Annotated in this window: 14 protein-coding genes; 6 read left to right on the top strand and 8 right to left on the bottom strand. The window is 52.6% G+C overall.

The window, feature by feature from the left end:
* Positions 1-31: 31 nt before the first annotated feature.
* From D5366_RS06075 to D5366_RS06050, 7 genes are all read right to left on the bottom strand, one after another.
* Positions 32-1273, bottom strand: coding sequence for a glycosyltransferase family 4 protein (locus tag D5366_RS06075; RefSeq protein WP_141492709.1), 1242 nt, complete (start codon positions 1271-1273; stop codon positions 32-34).
* Between the two features lie 96 nt (positions 1274-1369).
* On the bottom strand, positions 1370-2248 hold the full coding sequence (locus D5366_RS06070; RefSeq protein WP_141492708.1) for a hypothetical protein: 879 nt from the start codon (positions 2246-2248) through the stop codon (positions 1370-1372).
* A 166-nt stretch (positions 2249-2414) separates the two neighbouring features.
* The gene (locus D5366_RS11990) at positions 2415-2750 is read right to left on the bottom strand and encodes a hypothetical protein (protein WP_240775184.1); all 336 of its coding nucleotides are present in this window, start codon (positions 2748-2750) and stop codon (positions 2415-2417) included.
* On the bottom strand, positions 2726-5371 hold the full coding sequence (locus D5366_RS06065; protein WP_240775183.1) for a glycosyltransferase: 2646 nt from the start codon (positions 5369-5371) through the stop codon (positions 2726-2728). Before D5366_RS06065 ends, D5366_RS11990 begins: the two co-directional genes overlap by 25 nt.
* Positions 5372-5395: 24 nt before the next feature.
* Entirely contained in the window at positions 5396-7159 is a 1764-nt protein-coding gene (locus tag D5366_RS06060) for a tetratricopeptide repeat protein (RefSeq protein WP_141492707.1), read from the bottom strand.
* A gap of 66 nt (positions 7160-7225) precedes the next feature.
* Positions 7226-8650, bottom strand: a complete 1425-nt coding sequence (locus D5366_RS06055) for an HlyD family type I secretion periplasmic adaptor subunit (RefSeq protein ID WP_141492706.1) — start codon at positions 8648-8650, stop codon at positions 7226-7228.
* 4 nt (positions 8651-8654) lie between these two features.
* Positions 8655-10874, bottom strand: coding sequence for a peptidase domain-containing ABC transporter (locus tag D5366_RS06050; RefSeq protein WP_373317481.1), 2220 nt, complete (start codon positions 10872-10874; stop codon positions 8655-8657).
* Positions 10875-11135: 261 nt separating this feature from the next.
* Here D5366_RS06050 and D5366_RS06045 point away from each other — a divergent pair, with 261 nt between their 5' ends.
* Positions 11136-12596 carry a protein adenylyltransferase SelO gene (locus D5366_RS06045; protein ID WP_141492705.1) on the top strand — a complete coding sequence of 487 codons (1461 nt, stop codon included), beginning with the start codon at positions 11136-11138 and terminating at the stop codon, positions 12594-12596.
* A 2-nt stretch (positions 12597-12598) separates the two neighbouring features.
* Here D5366_RS06045 and D5366_RS06040 read toward each other — a convergent pair whose 3' ends face one another.
* A complete protein-coding gene (locus tag D5366_RS06040; protein ID WP_141492704.1) occupies positions 12599-12826 on the bottom strand; it encodes a hypothetical protein in 228 nt (75 codons plus the stop codon).
* A gap of 197 nt (positions 12827-13023) precedes the next feature.
* On the opposite strand from D5366_RS06040, the gene D5366_RS06035 reads away from it, so the two are divergent.
* The 5 genes from D5366_RS06035 to bioD are packed head-to-tail and all read left to right on the top strand — an operon-like array spanning position 13024 to position 17501.
* The gene (locus D5366_RS06035; protein ID WP_141492703.1) at positions 13024-14289 is read left to right on the top strand and encodes an adenosylmethionine--8-amino-7-oxononanoate transaminase; all 1266 of its coding nucleotides are present in this window, start codon (positions 13024-13026) and stop codon (positions 14287-14289) included.
* Positions 14286-15458, top strand: coding sequence for an aminotransferase class I/II-fold pyridoxal phosphate-dependent enzyme (locus D5366_RS06030; protein ID WP_141492702.1), 1173 nt, complete (start codon positions 14286-14288; stop codon positions 15456-15458). The genes D5366_RS06035 and D5366_RS06030 overlap by 4 nt, the downstream gene beginning before the upstream one ends.
* The gene (locus D5366_RS06025) at positions 15455-16093 is read left to right on the top strand and encodes an alpha/beta hydrolase family protein (protein WP_141492701.1); all 639 of its coding nucleotides are present in this window, start codon (positions 15455-15457) and stop codon (positions 16091-16093) included. The genes D5366_RS06030 and D5366_RS06025 overlap by 4 nt, the downstream gene beginning before the upstream one ends.
* Positions 16090-16863: a methyltransferase domain-containing protein gene (locus tag D5366_RS06020; RefSeq protein ID WP_141492700.1), complete on the top strand. Its 774-nt coding sequence runs from the start codon at positions 16090-16092 to the stop codon at positions 16861-16863. The genes D5366_RS06025 and D5366_RS06020 overlap by 4 nt, the downstream gene beginning before the upstream one ends.
* Complete coding sequence (gene bioD, locus D5366_RS06015; RefSeq protein ID WP_141492699.1) at positions 16860-17501, top strand: dethiobiotin synthase; 642 nt, start codon at positions 16860-16862, stop codon at positions 17499-17501. Before D5366_RS06020 ends, bioD begins: the two co-directional genes overlap by 4 nt.
* Positions 17502-17657: the final 156 nt, after the last annotated feature.

The raw sequence follows: 17657 nt of genomic DNA, 5'->3' as shown, positions 1-17657 counted from the left end.
CTTCAAAGGGTCAGTAGAGCAACTATTCGATTCAAGAAAAAGTTCTTTTCCCGGCTATTACATCATCCACAAGCGTCTCGTAGCGCGTGATGTAATTATCCATGGCAAATGCCTGTTCCGCGTAACGCCGTGCAGCACGACCAAGGCGCTGAGCCAAAGTCCTATCTTCCAATACTTCTAAAATAGCATCAGCAATACGATCTGGCTCCAAGAAGGGTACCAACCTGCCTGTGACGCCATCCTCAACGAACTCGCTAACAGGTGCCGTATCACTTCCTATGATCGCACATGAAGCAGCCATTGCTTCTCGCAGGGACCACGACGCGACAAACGGATAAGTAAGATATACGTGGGCATCAGAACGCTGGATAAGCGTACTGAAATCATCATAGTCCACATGCCCAACGAAATGGATTTTGTCCAAATTCAGCTGGCCTGATAATTCGCTGAGCATGTTGTCCCGCCAACAGCCGCCCTTGGGAGGAGGGTTGCCATAACTCACGCTGTCACCGCCCACAAGAACGATACGGGCATCGGGCCGAGCCGCCTGCACCTTCGCTAGTGAACGCATAAAAACATGAAAACCACGATACGGTTCAAGGTTACGCGCAACATACGTAACCAAGGGTTCTCTTGCTGAAATCTGTATATCTTTAATCTTGATGTTACGATTTCTCAGACGTCCATCTCTCTTGCATTTTTCGAGATTAACCCCCTCGTACAACAAGGCCATTTTTGACCGCGCCCAGTCTGGATATGTGGAGCGCTGAAACAGCGTCGGGGTCTGCCCAACACTATTGGGCAAATTCAAAGCCTGTAAATTAATGGCATTTTTGACACGTACGATGGACGCCAAATCAGCAGCAACGGGAAATTCAGGATCAAACCCGACATCGTTACAATCGTAACGATAGAAAAACTCTAGATACCCCAAAATAGGTGTGTTCGGGTACACATCCCCAAGGTTGAGCAACTCACCCCAGCCATGATGGCCTATGATGATGTCCGGGACATACCCAAGTTGTTTTAGTGTTTGTGCTGCACGCGCTACGGCCTCAGCGCGCAGCAAACCCCGTTCAAAGTCGTGCAGGTAGGGATGCGTTGTCTCTGCTGGCTCGCGCTCGGTCCTGTAAATTACGCGCCTTACCCCAGAAATCTCTCCTTTACTTGCCTCAGAAAGGAATACGATTTCGTGTCCACCTTGGGCACTAAGATGGCGGACAAAATGTAAAAACTGTCCCGGAAAATTTTGATGAACAAAAAGGTAACGCACGAGACATCCTGACGAGGGAGTGAAACATGTCTCCCTTTGGCAAACCCCTGCTTCACATAGCCTCTGCACGACTATGTGAAGCTCTATAACTGGAGGTTACTTAGCGGGCGCTGCCTTGCGGCGGCTGGTCGCTTTTGGTTTTTTAGCTGCTGGCTCGTCTTTTGCCGGTGCCTGCACAGGTACGATCTCAAGCAAGAAAGCTTCCAGCGGTGCCAAGCTCTCTGCCTCTAAGGCTTCAGTCCCATCGACCGGGCCGAGACGAGTGCCGTCCGTGAATGTTGCCGTCAAACGCACTTCATGCGTCTCAGCGGAACCATTCTTGAGGCGCACACGCAAACCGAGAATTGGCAGAGCCATGCCACGGGAGCCACAATATTGGCCGCCCTCAGCCCACGGAGACAACCATCCCTTACCCAGTACAGCTTGGTACTCAATATCTTCGGCTGGAATGTGCTTCACAGGCGCAATGGCAAAACCTTCAATCCATGTCTGGCTTTCTGGATTGCCCATCCACTCCCCAACAACGCCGCCAACATCGCCACGACGCTGGACATGTGCGGAGATTTCCAAGTCCTTAGCGGAAGTCGTCGCTTGCTCTGCGGCCGCTGCAGTCGCAGCAACAGGCGTTGGGCTAGCGAGTTGCACAACCTGCAACTGTGGAGCAGGCGCGTCATTTGCCGGGTCTTGATACGTCGTAACCAGAATAGCAGCTGGCCCACGAAGGACACGAACCAATGCCGCTCCCTTGCTGCCGCCAATCCATCCATCTTCATCAAACGTGCTGATGCTGACCAACCCTGCTGGGGTTGCTGGTGCCTTGGATATACGCACACCCGGCAGTCCATTAGGTTCTGGATCCGCCTGACCTGGGGCATGGAAAATGCAGAAGACACCAGCATCTAAAACCATGAGTCGCGCACCGGCTCTCAGGTCAATAACCCGATTTTGTACAGGCGTCTCTTCAGAGTTTGTCATTCTTTACTCCCCAAAAGCCCAACACACCCGGGCACCATTACGGAACTCAACGCTAATAAATCTGCCTCGTTCTTTAGAGTATGTAACACCGTAATGGCATTACTCTAACACTCGGCTGGCTTAGTGTAGCTGTCTTTACAAACTGGTAAACCCATACTCTTGTAAATTATTGGCCCCATCGTTGCATAATAAAACGTAAGAGCTGTAATGAAGATGCACCTAAAGGCAAAATAATTCCATTTCGCTGTCTCACACGCTCGGCTTGTGCACCAATATCGAAACAAAAAACCTCCAGCCCCGCCTTCCATAAAAGGCTTAATGCATAACACCATGTCTCTGGCGCTATAGATGGAATAAAACCTAAGTCAGGACTGTATCGATCAATAATATCTATTGCTTCGTTTTCCTTGTATTCACCCGTAACAATAACGCCTTCATCCATTAATTTTTCGTCTTGAGGTGTGTGCCCTACAAGAATTATTTTAACGGGTAAGTTATGCATGCGTATATCGCGTGCCATATTGAGCAGGACTTCAAAGCCCTTCCACTGCCCAATACCTCCAACGACGCATAACCGTAATATTCGTCCTCGTTGTACGTCAGTTCTTTTGAAGGTACGTGTACGTAACAATGCTTCGTCTTCCAAGGCCTCGACAGCGAATTCATAACCAGGAAAATGGCGCCGAAAACGCCGCGCAGTATCTTCCGAAGGCGTGATCCGCCTCCTCGCCCCCATAGTTCCTCTTTTGAACGCTCAACCCGCTGCTTTACTGATAGCCCCTCATTGAGCACGTCGCCCCATCGCTCAACACAAGTCTCACACCCGGCAACATCTGGCTCGCCACAATACCGCCCATGCCCATCCAACAAAGACACGCGCGGGCAAAACCAAACGTGGTCATGGACAAACACGTCGTACGGTATTCGCAGTACCTTATGAAGACGGCGTATAAGCGGAGCATGCCCAATCAGCTGGTGCCACTCGATCAGCCTTATATTCAATTCTGATAAAGCGCTGATGAAAGCATCTTCGCTTTCTGGCAAATCATAAATCAAATTCTGCGGATTAAACTTCTGCTCGTCAGTTTCAGCAGCTGGCCGGGTAATTTGGCACCCTTTTTCTAATGGCCTGAGCACGTAAGCAGGCTCACCATTTTGCTCGTAACGTGCAGCACGCTCACGAACAACGCGCTCAACACCCCCGCCACCAGCATGCACGACCAATAACACGCCCCCACTCTTGTGAGGGCTTTTCGCCAACAAAGCCTTGTCCAAACTTTGCCGGAACACCCTTAAGGGGTCGTGTTCAATAAAGTCTGCGACGTAAGCATCATATCCGGGGTGTAGCGCATTTAAAATGTCTAGATTGCGCGCCATAAGCCAGCGCTTCCCGGCACCGAAGGAAACAGAGCCTTTATGCAAAACATACACATCCGGAGCTATACGGTGCTTAAAACCTAAAGCACTCGCCCTCAGGCAAAAATCGTTCTCTTCCCCATAACCTTGGGCAAAAACATCTTCCCTCAAAAAGCCAGTCTGCCGCAAACATGCCGCAGATATCGCCATGCAAAACCCATTCGCCGTCGGGATATCTATTTCCGTGTTAGCCCCACCAAACAGTTTACTGCAAAGCCGGTCCAACAGCGCCGCTTCTTGCCGAGAGGGCACCGGATTGTGCTCTTTGACTGATGGGTATGAGAAGATACTCGCGTCATTACTGAACGGCGTTACCGTCCCTACCCCCGCCACTCGCAAGCGCCTCAACACCCGCTCAACCCAGCCTTGGGGTACAATCACATCACTATTAAGCAGTATTACATCCCCGTCCCCGGCAACGCGCAATCCGGCATTTACCGCCACGGGGAAGCCCTGATTTTTTTCAAAACGGACTAATTCTATACGACGTGATACCGCTAAGCCGTCCAATGCCGTGGCCAGGTCAGATTCAGGTGTCGCATCATCCACAACGATAATACGCGTGTCAGATGGGACTGTCTTCAAAACACTGGCAATACATTGCAGCGTTACGTCCCGGTCACGATACACCGGTATGACAATGCTACATCCGCCGGTTTCTGGCTCATGAACTGCGGGAGTAACCTCGTTTGCAATGCGCTTGGGGCGCAAATCTTCAGCAAGATCGTCTACTTCGCCAGCAAGTAAGTCCCCAATATCGAGTCTGATCGGTGCGCCTGTTACTATACGGCCATGATCATCTGTGACTTCAGCAAGGTCGCCTTGAGCAGAGCGCAATTCCGCTTTCGGGATACGAAAAGAGCGCGGGCGCGCAAGCGGCACATCGCTGGCAATGCTCTGAGCTATTTCCGTAGCCTCAAAGACCGAGCCATTATTCAGCCGTAAGCGCGGTATGTAATCTGGGTCCGACGGATACCACGCCCAACCGAAAAGGCCCGATCTGTCTGCTGTAACAAGAGCCTCAATTCGCGTGAGTGCATCAACCTGAACCGGACTCCCAAGCAAATGGCAGCCATTTTTTTTAACCGAAATATTTCGAGCGCGCGCCCAACCTTCCGGTAGCCAGAAACAACCGGATCGCCCAGAACCTATGTCTTGCCCGTCCAAATAGATTTTAACGCGCCCTGCGGCTTCAATATGGATCGACCCGTTATTGGACGCACAACACCAGCCGGCCTTGCCGAAATACTGCACAACCCGCTGCGGCAAGCCATGCATGTCCGCCATAATATTAAACGTCGCGAGGGCCTCACGCAGTCGCTTGAGTGCAGCGTCCCATTCATTTGCCTGAACTAGGCACTCAATTTCTAGAAAAGCAGCCTCACGCAGACGATATTTTTCGCGTAGCGCACCCATCTTGAGGCCTGCTTCCTCAAAACGGCCCATACGCATGTCAACCAGCGCTAACGCCCATGTTATGTTGGGACTAGCGCGCGCCATACGCCCCGCCCGCTCCAACCAGAACTGCGCAGCAGGCAAATCATTTTGCGCTAGTGCCTGCTCACCGCGCTGAAAGGCTTCCTGCGCACGGGCAGCATGAATTTCTCGCCACGCAGCACGATCTGCATCCGTGATGACGTTGCCATAACCTGCGTATCCCGCCTGATTACGGTCTGTCGGAGTAGTAAATTTAGACGAGTCAACCACTATCAAAGAAATCAGAACGTATCTTCAAACATTTTCTTCTACGTGATCACATGCCGCCCGTGCTTGCTCTGCGCCTTCAATGCCCTGTGCTACAGCACGCTCTATCCAGATACGGCCCTCAACTGGATCTTTGACACCAGCAAGCCCCTTAACCAAATATCTTCCAAGCATAAGCTGGGCCAGCCCATTGCCGCGTTGCGCAGCTTTTCGGAACCATTTTTGAGCCTCGGGACGATCTTCCGGCACATCATGCCCCCCGCCCAACATTGCCGCCAACGAGAACATCGCGTCTACATTTCCACTTTCGGCAGCCGCAGCATAAAGCTTGAGCGCCTTAGCATGATCACGCCTGTTATTGATCTGACCTGTTACGAGGAATTGCCCTACGACGGCCTGTGCCTCAGCCATACCCGCATCTGCCGCTTTTTCCATCCAGTAGAGGGCCTGCGTTGGATCTACTGCAACACCCCGCCCTTCTAACAGCATCCGGCCATACCAATACTGAGCATTGACGACGCCGTCCGTTGCACGCTGCATCCAACGCGCTGCTTCTTTATTATCTGATGCGCCTACACCTTCGGCATAACACACCCCGAGATTAAACGCCCCGACGAGATCTCCCTTCTCAGCAGAACGTTCAAACCTTTGACGAAGTGATTCTTTCTCAGCATCCGTAGCGCGGGTACCCATCAGGATCAGATTTCCGAAATCAGCATCCGCTTGAGCATCCCCCGATTCCGACGCTATTTTAAACCAATGCGCCGCCGCATCTGGGTCACGATGTACCCCGTTCCCAGTCAAATATAGCAGCCCCAGAGCACGCGCTGCGCCTGCGTGTTTTTGTTCAGCTGCCAGTCTGTACCATTTAGCAGCTTCCATCATATTTGGCGGCAAATCGCCGCCATTAGCATTCAAATCACCTAAAACAGCAGCACTATCGGCATCACCATTCAGCGCAGCACGCCGCAACCACGTCTCAGCACGTCCGTAGTGCCGGTCAATTCCGGTACCTTCCAACAGCATCAGGCCGTAGCGCCCCTGCGAGAAGACACTGCCTTTCTCCGCAGCTTGGTTGTAATACTCAGCCGCGCGACTATGGCTCTGCGGCAGACCCACACCAGCTTCGCTCATGCGGCCCAAAAACTCGAATGCAGTCCCTAAACCGCCTTTGCTTGCCTCAATGAAATGCCGTGCTGCGTATTGGCGTTTTTCATCCGTATCGGCTTCATTCAAAAGCGCAAGCGCAAGACCCAAATGCCCTTGTGAGCATCCTGCCTGTGCCGATTTTTGATACCACTCACGCGCGGCTGAATCATCCCTCAAGTCTGAGGGACCATTTGTTAAAATATAGCCTAAAAGTGCTTGAGCATCAGCTGAGCCGTCAACAGCAGCTTTCTGGGCCCAATACTTTCCTTGGTGGAAATCAGGAATGCGCTCCCCTTGCTGAGGTTTAATCGCAAGGTCCAACCCCCCGGTTTCACTTCGAATTTCAAACCCTTCAGGAAGGCCAACGGTATACAACGTGGCTAAAATAAAGCTGGCCTCAGTATGGCCGGCTTCAGCCGCTTGTAACATCCAGCGTGCGCCATCTTCCAGGCTTGGCGGGACGCCTTTCCCATCCAAATAGGCACGCCCAAGACGAAATTTTGCGTCTGTATTGCCGTCTTTCGCCAATTGCCCAAGGAGTTGAACGCCTCTTACAGCGCTCTTACTCTCCAAAAGCTCCAAAGCATAACCCAGCTTGGCTTGTGGGTTTATAAAAGCTGAAAAGCGCTGCTTTAAAGACATAGTGAAGATCTCATTCCGCAAAAGACGTTTCGGGGTGCCCCCTTCAGGAGCACCCGTGCAATCAGATCAGGGTTCTCTCATACCGTTGCTGATAAGCGGGGCAATATTGTTGAACAGATATTGCATGACCGTGCGCTTACCGACGTTAATATCAGCTGTTGCAGGCATACCGGGCGCCGGATGGAAGAATGATGGCTGCCCGTGGAGCGTGTAACGATCAATGCGCAACCGCACGCGGTAATACATTTTATCCGACACTTCTGACGAAGATTCCGGAGCAAAAGAGTCCGCACTGATCACATGCACAGTCGCCTCTGCACCGCCGTATTGGGTGTAGGGGAATGCCGCAAATTTCACGAGCGCACGATTGCCCTGCTGCACAAACGCCGCATCGCTCGCTTGCATAACAGCTTCCAACTCTAGGCCAGCCCCCGTCGGCACGAGCGTAATAAACTGCTCTGCTGACTGCATGACAGAACCGATCGATACTTTAGCAATCGTCAGCACGATTCCATCTTCCGGTGCACGTAACAAAATCAAGTCGTGCCGGAGATGCGCTTTCTCATACTCACTTCTGTATTCGTCCAATCTGTGCTGCGTGTCGGACAGATTTGTATAAATCTGCGCCTTCCAATTCGCCGCATAGCTTTCTTGCTCAGCGCGCGTCGCTGCAAGTTTGTTAGCAAGGCTATTCGCTGTCTGCTGCGCTGCGATTTCTGCGCGCTCGGCTTCCATCAGGTCACTTTGCGCTGACAACGCCGATAAACGAGAGCCCACTTGGTCTGCTTGCTCGCGTTGGCGCATTTTCAACACCTCTGAATAGAGGCGTGTTTTGCTGCCATACATCGCAGCACTCGCGCGGGTTCCTTGGAGGTCGTTCTGAATACCCGCAATTTGCTGGTTATAATCCTCCATCCGCGCTGTGTACTCAGCATGACGCCGCTGGAAGGCAGCCGCCTGTTGTACTGACGCTGGCACTTTCATGTCAGGCGTGTACATGCGTTCTTCGGCTTCAGCGCGCAAACGATCTGCTTCGGCCTGATAGGACGCTACCTGCAACTGAGTATTTACAATATCAGCGCCAGTTAACGTCGGGTCTAAATGCGCCAGCACATCGCCCTTGTGCACATAATCACCCACATGAACATCGATCGACTTCACAATCGAAATCTCAAGAGGCTGCACCAAAATTGTAGGCTGGGTAGACGTTAAACGGCCGGAGGTTGAAACTACACGATTAATGGGAAACCAAATCATGCCCACCAAGCATGCAAAGAACAAACACGCCACCAGCCACACCATGTAACGGGCAGAGGCCGTTGCGGGCAGGTTTACATAGCCTTGCGTTGGAGAATGGAACTCCAAAAGCGCTATAGGCATATCCCCAGGCGCAAAAGGGTCCGTCGCGGGGCGTGGACCAGTCGGACCTTCGTGAATCTGAGCGTTATTGTGCTCTGAATCATTGTGAGGGGTCATATCAGATGCAGCCATGCTCTTATTCTCCCTCACCATAGGGCTCGACATCTTGCGAAGCCGTATTGTTCAAATGGCGGTTCTGTTGCAGCCACAGCGTACGATAAATTTCGCAACGCTCTAACAACACTGCATGCGGGGCAATATCGACCAGCTCACCGTGATCCATCACGGCGATCTGATCACAATCCACCAACGAGGACAGACGGTGGGATACGATAACCATCGTACGTCCCTTACCGATCCGCTTCAGGTTCGCGTTCACCAGAGCTTCTGATTCGGGGTCCAAAGCAGATGTTGCTTCATCCAAGATCATCAGTTTTGGATCGCTGATCACAGCACGCGCAATAGCCAAGCGCTGCCTTTGACCACCAGAGATATTGGTGGAGCCTTCTTCAATCCACGTATCGTACCCGGCGGGCATACGTTCAATGAACTCTTCAGCCCCAGCCAAACGTGCAGCCCGGATAGCATCTTCAATCGTCAGGCCCGGACGGCCCGCTGTAATATTATCCATAATCGTGCCACGGAACAGGAAGTTATCCTGCAATACGACACCAAATGAACGCCGCAGATGCGTAAGGTTAATTTCACGCAGGTCGACACCATCAAGGCGCAAATAACCCAGATAGTTACGGCTCACACCTTGCAGCAATCGTGTGATGGTAGATTTACCCGAGCCCGAACGCCCCACCAACCCCAACATCGTACCCGCTGGAATCTCAAAGTTCACATCTTTAAGGGCTTTGGTTGTCGAACCAGGATAGGAAAAGTTAATATTTACGAAAGACAGGGCGCCCTTGATAACCGGGCGCATGCCTGTCGTGAGTGCCTTAGTTTCGGTCGGCTGATTCAACACAGCACCGGCTTCGCCCAAGGACACCGTAACTTCGTTAAAGGCTTCCATCAGCTTCGCAAGGCCGACCAGCGGTGCCGCAACACGGCCACCCAACAACATAAAGCCCGCCAATGTACCGCCGGACAGATTGCTGTGATTGGTTAAAACCAGATATGCACCAACCAAAATCACACCACGATTGATAAACGTATCAAACGGCATGATGAGGGTTTGAGGCCAAGCGGCCGTACGGCCTGCAGCAAGCTTCCAGCGCACAACATCCGCCGTTACCCGGTCCCACTCCTCGCGGCGCGTTGGCTCAAGCGCAAGTGTCTTTACCGTACGGATACCCGCAATGCTTTCGTACAGTACTGAACTACGTTTCATCTCAGCACGGATCTGACGAGACATCACGCGTGTTACAATAGGCAGGAACAAGATAACGATAAGGCCGATACAGCCAGCGCCAGCCAATGTCATCCACGCCATCGTTGCACTCAACATGAACAGGATGGGCAGCACAACAATAAGTGTAAACAGGTCCAGAAAGGTCGTCATCAACTGACCCGTCAGGAAGTCACGCACCTTAAAGATCGCCATGAAGCGACCCAAAATCTCACCCGTCTGCTCACGTTCGTAAAATTCCAACGGCAGGGCAAGCAATCGGTTGAAAGCATGCAAGGAAATACGCGCATCAAGACGAGAAGACAGCACCAGCGACAATTCGCGCCGGCCATACGTGATCAAAATTTCGTAGAAACTGAGAATAATAACGAAGCCAATCATCGAGATCAGCGTCGCCATTGAGTGGTAATTAATAACGCGGTCGATAACCTGCATCACAATCAACGCAGGGAAAATCTGAAGTATTGACAAAACCACAGATGCCAGCGCGATGTCGCGTAATATCTTTTTCTCACGCAGGACCATCTTGGCAAACCACAAGAGGTCAAACCGCGCATCAGCCTCGCTCTCGTCTCGGCGGCGTTTTACGAGGAGAACATCTCCCGTCCAAACCTGACTAAGACGAACTTCATCGACAGCAACCGGTGTATCACCATCTCCGCCAAGAGGGTCACGCAGCCAAACGACCCCTCGCTCCGGGTCAGAGGCGATCATCAATCCGGCCGAACCATCTCGGAACATCAGCACGACGGGCGGTGTGTTACCCATCCGCACGAGGTACCGCCAACGCAGCCTCATGCCTTTGGCGACAGCACCTTGTTCATTCAACCAACGCGCCAGCGATGCCGGTGACGGAGATGCCTCACCTGGCTCAGCTGCAAAATCTCGAATATCCAGATCAAGCCCGTGGAAACGAGCCGCCGCCAATGCGGCATAAAGTCGGATCAATGCCGGAGTTACTTTGGTCCCCGGTCCTGACACATGCTGCGTCTGCTCCACGAAAATTCCTCTATGCTGCGGTCCCGCACAGGCGGCGTCGTAGTCTATGATAGCCACTCATAATTTATGAATAGTCAAGACTAACTGTTTCGTCACCTCTTTCTCGGCAAGATATTTGTATTTATTCATAAAAGAGCAGATTTACACAACAATCACCGCTAGAATCTTTTTAAAATCACTACTTCTTAACAATACTCTCCACTGTATCACCGCAAAAACCGTGGCTATTACAGCGCAGTACGCCTAAAATTTGAGGTTCCCATGCAACTTTCCCATGACTATGCCTCCTTGCCCGAGGCTTTTTCAAAACAACCAGCCCTACCGCCGCTACCGCCGCAGCCTCCTCACCTTTTAATGTTGAACACGCCTTGGGCTGAACATTTACAAATTTCGCCTGATTGGCTCGCCACACAGGACGGCATAGTCTTCCTGACCCGCGGCACACTTGTCGGGCATCCCAACCCCATCGCCATGGCTTACGCAGGTCACCAATTCGGCCATTTTGTACCGTCACTGGGAGATGGACGAGCCGTCCTCGTTGGTGAAGTCACTGCACAAGATGGCTTGAAACACGACCTGCACCTCAAAGGATGGGGACCAACACCCTTTTCCCGCAACGGAGATGGAAAAGCCGCTTTAGGGCCAGTCTTGCGTGAAGTTCTGATCAGCGAAGCCATGGCGGCATTAGGCATTCCAACCACACGCAGCCTTGCAGCAAGCCTCACGGGAGACACTGTCTATCGTGACACCCCCCTACCCGGTGCAGTGCTTGCCCGCACTGCTAGAAGCCACGTCCGCACCGGGACGTTTCAATACTTCGCTGCGCGTCAAGACTACGCCGCACTTACAGCACTGACAGACCACGTCACTGCACGTTTATATCCGGAACATAACGACGCACCGAATAAAGCACTTGCTCTTTTAGAAGCCGTTATTCGAAAACAGGCAAAACTTATCGCACAATGGATGCATGTAGGCTTTATCCACGGTGTGATGAACACGGACAATATGTCTATCGCCGGAGAAACGATTGATTACGGTCCATGCGCCTTCTTGGATAGTTACGACCCCGAGGCATGCTTTAGTTTCATCGACCGTGGGAAACGCTACGCCTATGCCCAGCAACCCAATGTCGCGCTATGGAACCTTGGGCGCTTCGCAGAGTGCCTCTTACCCCTTATTCATCACGACGATGCACAAGCCGTAGAACAAGCTACTGAGCTACTAAAAACCTTCGATACGCTTTTCGCGGAACACTATCTCGAAGGCTGGCGTACAAAGCTTGGCTTGTCAGGCGAACAACCATCCGACACGACGCTCATCGCACAGTTTTTGGAGCTTCTACACAAACAAAAACTTGATTTCACACAGTCTTTTCGAACCCTGAACGCCGTCGCGCACGCCAATGACCCTGCGGCTTTCCTCGCGCTCTGCTCTGATTCCACATCCGCGCAAACATGGCTCGAAAACTGGCAAAGGCGCTTAGCTACAGAATCTATATCTCAGGGTGAGCGCTTCAAAATGATGCAGAACACAAACCCTTGCATCATCCCGCGCAATCATCTCGTCGAAGACGCAATCAACGCCGCGTATGACGGTGACCTCAGTCGTTTTAAAACCCTCAGGGAAGCGTTGCGCACCCCATTTGCAGACCACGATAAGGCTTTTACGCGCCCTCCTCAACCGGAGGAGTGCATCGCAAACACATTTTGTGGAACCTAACCTCAAGCAGCCGTTGGGGCGGTAGCCAAGACCTGCGGCGTCTTGGCTTTTCTGCTACCGAATAAGCGGCGCGCACGTTCAGCAAGCAAATCTACATCTGGCAAAATTGTGTCGTGAAGCTCTTGGACGGATTCATGCGTTGCGTAAAATCGGAATCCTTCCCGATCAGCGGTCATAATCGCAGTACCGAGGAAAACTCCCTCGACGTGGATGACCGTGGAATTCAACATGGATTTCTGACCTTCAATATATCAACCCTAAGAGCGGGCTCCTTGAGAACACGCGTCATGCCACAATGTTCCATTTAGCCGCGTGACCATTTTGTGATATCGGAAGGCTATTTCGTGGCACTGAGAACTCTTCTCAGTAGGTTGCCTTTGCGTACGACCCTGAAAATTATGCCTTTGGCGTGAGAGATTAACTTACCATGACCACATCCGAGCGCCGCGCTGCTGATTTGCCTCACCTCTGGCTCCCCTACTCCCAGATGCAGACAACTCCTTGGCCCGCTACAGCAATTCGGACTTCAGGAAGCACCATCTTTTTGGACAATGGGCAGGAGTTGGTGGACGGCATCGCGTCGTGGTGGACCGCTTGTCATGGCTACAATCACCCTCACCTGCGTGCGGCTCTTATGGCGCAATGCGAGGTCATGCCGCACGTTATGTTCGGCGGGATGGTCCACGAACCAGCCAAACGCCTTGCTAGCCGTTTAGCGTCTCTCCTACCGGGAGATTTGGAGCGTGTCTTCTTCACAGATTCCGGCTCAGTGGCCATGGAAGTCGCCGTGAAAATGGCCATTCAATTCCAGTTAAACAACAAGCGTAGCGCGCGCACCAAAGTTCTCTCTTTTCGCGGAGGGTATCACGGTGACACCCTCGGAATGATGTCAATCTGCGACCCAGAAGAGGGGATGCACAACCTTTTCTCCGGGGCCCTGCCTCAGCAAATTATCGCAGACCTGCCTGTAGATACTGCCAGCACAGAAGCATTAGAACGCGTGCTACAAGAGCGCGAACATGAAATCGCCGCCATCGTCACAGAGCCTTTGGTCCAAGGGGCCGGGGGCATGCTCTTTCACGCCCCATCAGTACTTAAAACGCTCCGCACCTTATGCGATCGCTTCAATATTTTATTGATTTTAGATGAAGTCTTTACCGGTTTTGGCCGCACAGGGACCATGTTTGCCTGTGAGCAGGCTCAGATCGTGCCAGACATTGTGGCCCTCTCGAAAGCTCTAACCGGCGGCACCATGGCCCTCGCAGCGACCGTCGCACGGCAGACCGTTTTCTCGGCTTTCCTGTCTGACGATCCGGGCAAAGCGCTCATGCACGGCCCCACTTTTATGGCCAATCCACTCGCTTGTGCGGTTGCCAATGCATCTTTGGATGTTTTTGAGCAAGAGCCCCGCCTCGAGCAGGTATCTCGCATTGAAGCTCAGCTTAAAAATGAACTCGCGCCCTGCGCCAGCTTGCCCAACGTCCGTGACGTTCGCGTTCTCGGAGCAATCGGGGTTGTTGAGCTGGAAAACATGCCTAACCCCGAACATCTCAAGCAGGCGTTCTTGAAACTAGGGGTTTGGATCCGACCCTTCCGGAATATCGTTTATCTTACCCCGGCCTTTACCGTTACCCCGCGCGAGTTATCCCAGCTCACCAGCGCTATTTATACTGTCCTGAAGCACGCCTCATGACCCTGTTTGACCCTCATTTTGAAGCTGCTTTGCATGAGCGTAACGCTCAGGGCACCCAACGCGTCTTACGCGCGGTCACGCGCAACCACGGCACTATCCAACGTGAGGGCCGCACGTTGGTTGATGTCGCCTCAAATGATTATCTCAGACTAGCTGATCATCCTTTGCTGCGTTCACGCTCTGCGGAGTGGGCCCAGCGCTACGGTACAAGCGCTCGCGCGTCACGCCTAGTTACTGGCACGCTTGACCTTCACGAAGCGGTCGAAGAGAAAATTGCCGCGTTTAAAAAAACAAACAGCGCACTGCTTTTTGCTAGCGGGTGGCAGGCCAATGCCGCAGTGATCCCTGCGCTCTGTGCCCTCTCCCAAGCGCAAACCGGCCATAAAATTTTAGCATTCACTGACCGTTTGAACCACGCAAGCTTGCACCACGGATTTGCTGCCGCCGGTATACGCCAAAACCGCTTTGCCCATAACGACTTAGTCCATCTTGAGCATTTGCTGGAACGCCACGCAGACACACCCGGCCTCCGCATGATTGTGACAGAATCGGTTTTCTCAATGGACGGAGACCGAGCGGATATAGCCGCCTTAAGGGCAATAGCAGACCGCCACCAAGCCCTGCTTTATCTCGATGAAGCTCATTCGACCGGTGTGCTTGGTCAAGATGGACGCGGGATAGCCGATGGTATGGCGGATATCATTATGGGGACGTGCTCCAAGGCCATGGGAGGAATGGGAGCCTTCGTAGCTGGCTCAACGGCGATGCGTGATTATCTCACCAATTTTGCATCAGGCCTAATCTACAGCACCGCCCTGCCCCCCTCCGTCTTGGGAGCAATTGACGCGGCCATTGAGGTTTTACCAACATTGAACAACGCTAGATCAATGTTACATGACGGCGCTTCCCACCTCCGCATGCGCCTTCACGAGGCAGGCCTGTCTACCCTCGATTCCAGCACGCAAATCATCCCCGTTGTGTTTGGTACGGCCGAACGGACCTTAAGCGCCGCCAGCCGACTTGACGACGCTGGCTTTCTCGTCGGCGCTATTCGTCCGCCTACAGTCCCGCAGGGTAGCGCCCGCCTTAGACTGGCGCTGCACAGCGGCCTAAACCTCGATATTATCGATAATCTGGCAGATATCATCATCGCTGAGGCCGCAAAATGACACTGCCTCTCTACCTTGTTCATGGCTGGAGCTACGATCAGCATTTTTGGGACGCTATGCTCCATCAATTACCAGAGTATGAGAGTCACTGCGTCGATAAAGGCTATTTTAGCAGCCCTCATACCCCTCCTCTCCCTACAAGACCCTTCCTCGCCATTGGTCACTCTGCTGGTGTCTTAGATTTACTCTCGCAGCCACTGCCCAACTGCGTAGGACTTGTCTCTTTTAATGGTTTTGCTCGGTTTTGCTTCGCCCCTGACTTCACTGATGGCGTGCCGGCGCGTGTTATCACGCGCATGCGTCGTCAGCTTTTGCAGAACACAGAACAGGTCGTAACGACGTTTCGTGCACAATGCGGTGACACGAACACCCTCAACAGCCCGCCTTTGGCACCGGCTCTTGAGCAAGGACTTATAGCGCTTGAAACTCTGGACCACCGCGCAGAAGCGTGTCAGTTGGGCGAAGCAATCTTCTGGCTGAGCGGAGCAGAAGACCCACTTTCCCCTGCGCGCCGAGGCTTTAAAAATAATGCCGGCAGAACCTGCACCGGCGGACATCTCTTACCTCAAGAACAGCCAGCATTATGCGCTGATTTCATCCGCACCACTTTGCAATCGCTCGGCTACGCATCATGACCGATCATCACAAACAAGCCTTACGCAAGCGTTTCGGGGCAGCAAGCACCTATGATCAGGCAGCGCATATACAACGAAAATGCGCACAACTCGCTGCCGACGCCATTGCCACGCATTGCACAACACCGCCCACCTCAGTTTTAGAGTTTGGCTGTGGCACAGGATTTTTGACCGCTCATGTAAGGCGTATCTTTCCGACCGCAGAAATTTTAGCCACAGATCTTGCTGACGAAATGCTCGAACGCACCCGGATGCGCTTGGGGGAGCACAAGATCAAATACCACCAGATGGACGCAGAAACTCCCGACATTGACGGCCCATTTAATCTTATCACCTCAAGTCTCTGCATGCAGTGGTTTCAAAACCGCGCTACGGCTCTTGAGCACCTCAGCGCGCTTCTAGCTCCGGGCGGCCTCCTTATCGTTACGACACTGCTTGACGGCAGCCTCCATGAGTGGGTCGATACCTGCGCAACCCAGCATGTTCCATGCGGCGTCCCGCATTATCCAAGCTTGGAGCAACTGACACAGGACTGGCCAAACGCCGCCTCTGGCACAGGCAAATGGCACCAGAGCGACATTACCGACCCCGTCTCTTCTGCGGCGGCCTTTTTGAAGGGCCTGCGCGATATTGGAGCATCCCTACCGCGTTCAGGCTCCCAACCTGCTACTACTGCAGACCTGAAAAAAGCTATGCGCCACTTTGACGCGCACTATCGAGGCGTTACCTACCGGGTGGGCCTTGGTATTTTTCGTAAAGGAATCTCATGATGAGTCGCGGCGTTTTCGTTACCGGAACAGATACAGGCATTGGCAAAACTCTCACCTCCGCGATCCTGACATCGGCCTGGCATGCTACATACTGGAAGCCGCTTCAAACCGGACTGAACGAAGAAGACGGTGACAGCCCTACCGTCAAACATTTGGCAAGCTTACCAGCTGAGCGTCTCATACCGCCCGCTTACGCTTTGCAGGCACCCTTAGCACCGTCAGCAGCGGCAGACCTTGAGGGTATACGCATTAATCCGGGCCGACTGGTCCTGCCAGACGTAAACCAGCCTCTCGTTGTTGAAGGCGCAGGTGGCGTCATGGTCCCGGTCACAGAAGACTTGCTGATGATCGACATCATGGCACGGTTTGCCCTGCCGGTAGTCATTGTTGCACGCAGCGGTTTGGGAACGATCAATCACAGTTTGTTGACCATCGAGGCACTAAAACGCCGTGGGATAGAAATCCTAGGCATTGTATTCAGCGGAGATGAAAACCCCGGTAATATGCGCGACATTGAGCGCATCGGTCAGGTCCAAACCCTTTTGAGCATTCCCAAAATTGCGAATATCACTCCACAAACCATCTCAGACTATGCCAAGAACGTTCCAGCCCTTAACAACCTTCTACATCGTGTCTAAAAAACATTTAAATGCAGGCTTTTTGACGGCTCCGCCATCGAAATGCCATCTCTACATCGTGTAAGACGCATCTTAATCAGCAGACATCGCGTTAACTTAATCGGCTCCAGTTTCGTTGCTTGTACGTGACCCACAGACGAACACTGATGCCACAAC

Source organism: Neokomagataea tanensis (assembly GCF_006542335.1).
Taxonomy (GTDB): Bacteria; Pseudomonadota; Alphaproteobacteria; order Acetobacterales; family Acetobacteraceae; genus Gluconobacter; species Gluconobacter tanensis.
Note: the sequence above shows the minus strand (reverse complement) of the source record. Positions and strands in the feature narration are given on the sequence as shown.

Excerpts from the sequence above, each read along its gene's own strand:
- D5366_RS06040 (WP_141492704.1), bottom strand. The coding sequence starts at position 12,826 with ATGTTGAATTCCACGGTCATCCACGTCGAGGGAGTTTTCCTCGGTACT.
- D5366_RS06020 (WP_141492700.1), top strand. The coding sequence starts at position 16,090 with ATGACCGATCATCACAAACAAGCCTTACGCAAGCGTTTCGGGGCAGCA.
- D5366_RS06060 (WP_141492707.1), bottom strand. The coding sequence starts at position 7,159 with ATGTCTTTAAAGCAGCGCTTTTCAGCTTTTATAAACCCACAAGCCAAG.
- D5366_RS06045 (WP_141492705.1), top strand. The coding sequence starts at position 11,136 with ATGCAACTTTCCCATGACTATGCCTCCTTGCCCGAGGCTTTTTCAAAA.
- D5366_RS06070 (WP_141492708.1), bottom strand. The coding sequence starts at position 2,248 with ATGACAAACTCTGAAGAGACGCCTGTACAAAATCGGGTTATTGACCTG.
- D5366_RS06055 (WP_141492706.1), bottom strand. The coding sequence starts at position 8,650 with ATGGCTGCATCTGATATGACCCCTCACAATGATTCAGAGCACAATAAC.
- D5366_RS06035 (WP_141492703.1), top strand. The coding sequence starts at position 13,024 with ATGACCACATCCGAGCGCCGCGCTGCTGATTTGCCTCACCTCTGGCTC.
- bioD (WP_141492699.1), top strand. The coding sequence starts at position 16,860 with ATGATGAGTCGCGGCGTTTTCGTTACCGGAACAGATACAGGCATTGGC.
- D5366_RS06030 (WP_141492702.1), top strand. The coding sequence starts at position 14,286 with ATGACCCTGTTTGACCCTCATTTTGAAGCTGCTTTGCATGAGCGTAAC.
- D5366_RS06025 (WP_141492701.1), top strand. The coding sequence starts at position 15,455 with ATGACACTGCCTCTCTACCTTGTTCATGGCTGGAGCTACGATCAGCAT.
- D5366_RS11990 (WP_240775184.1), bottom strand. The coding sequence starts at position 2,750 with ATGCATAACTTACCCGTTAAAATAATTCTTGTAGGGCACACACCTCAA.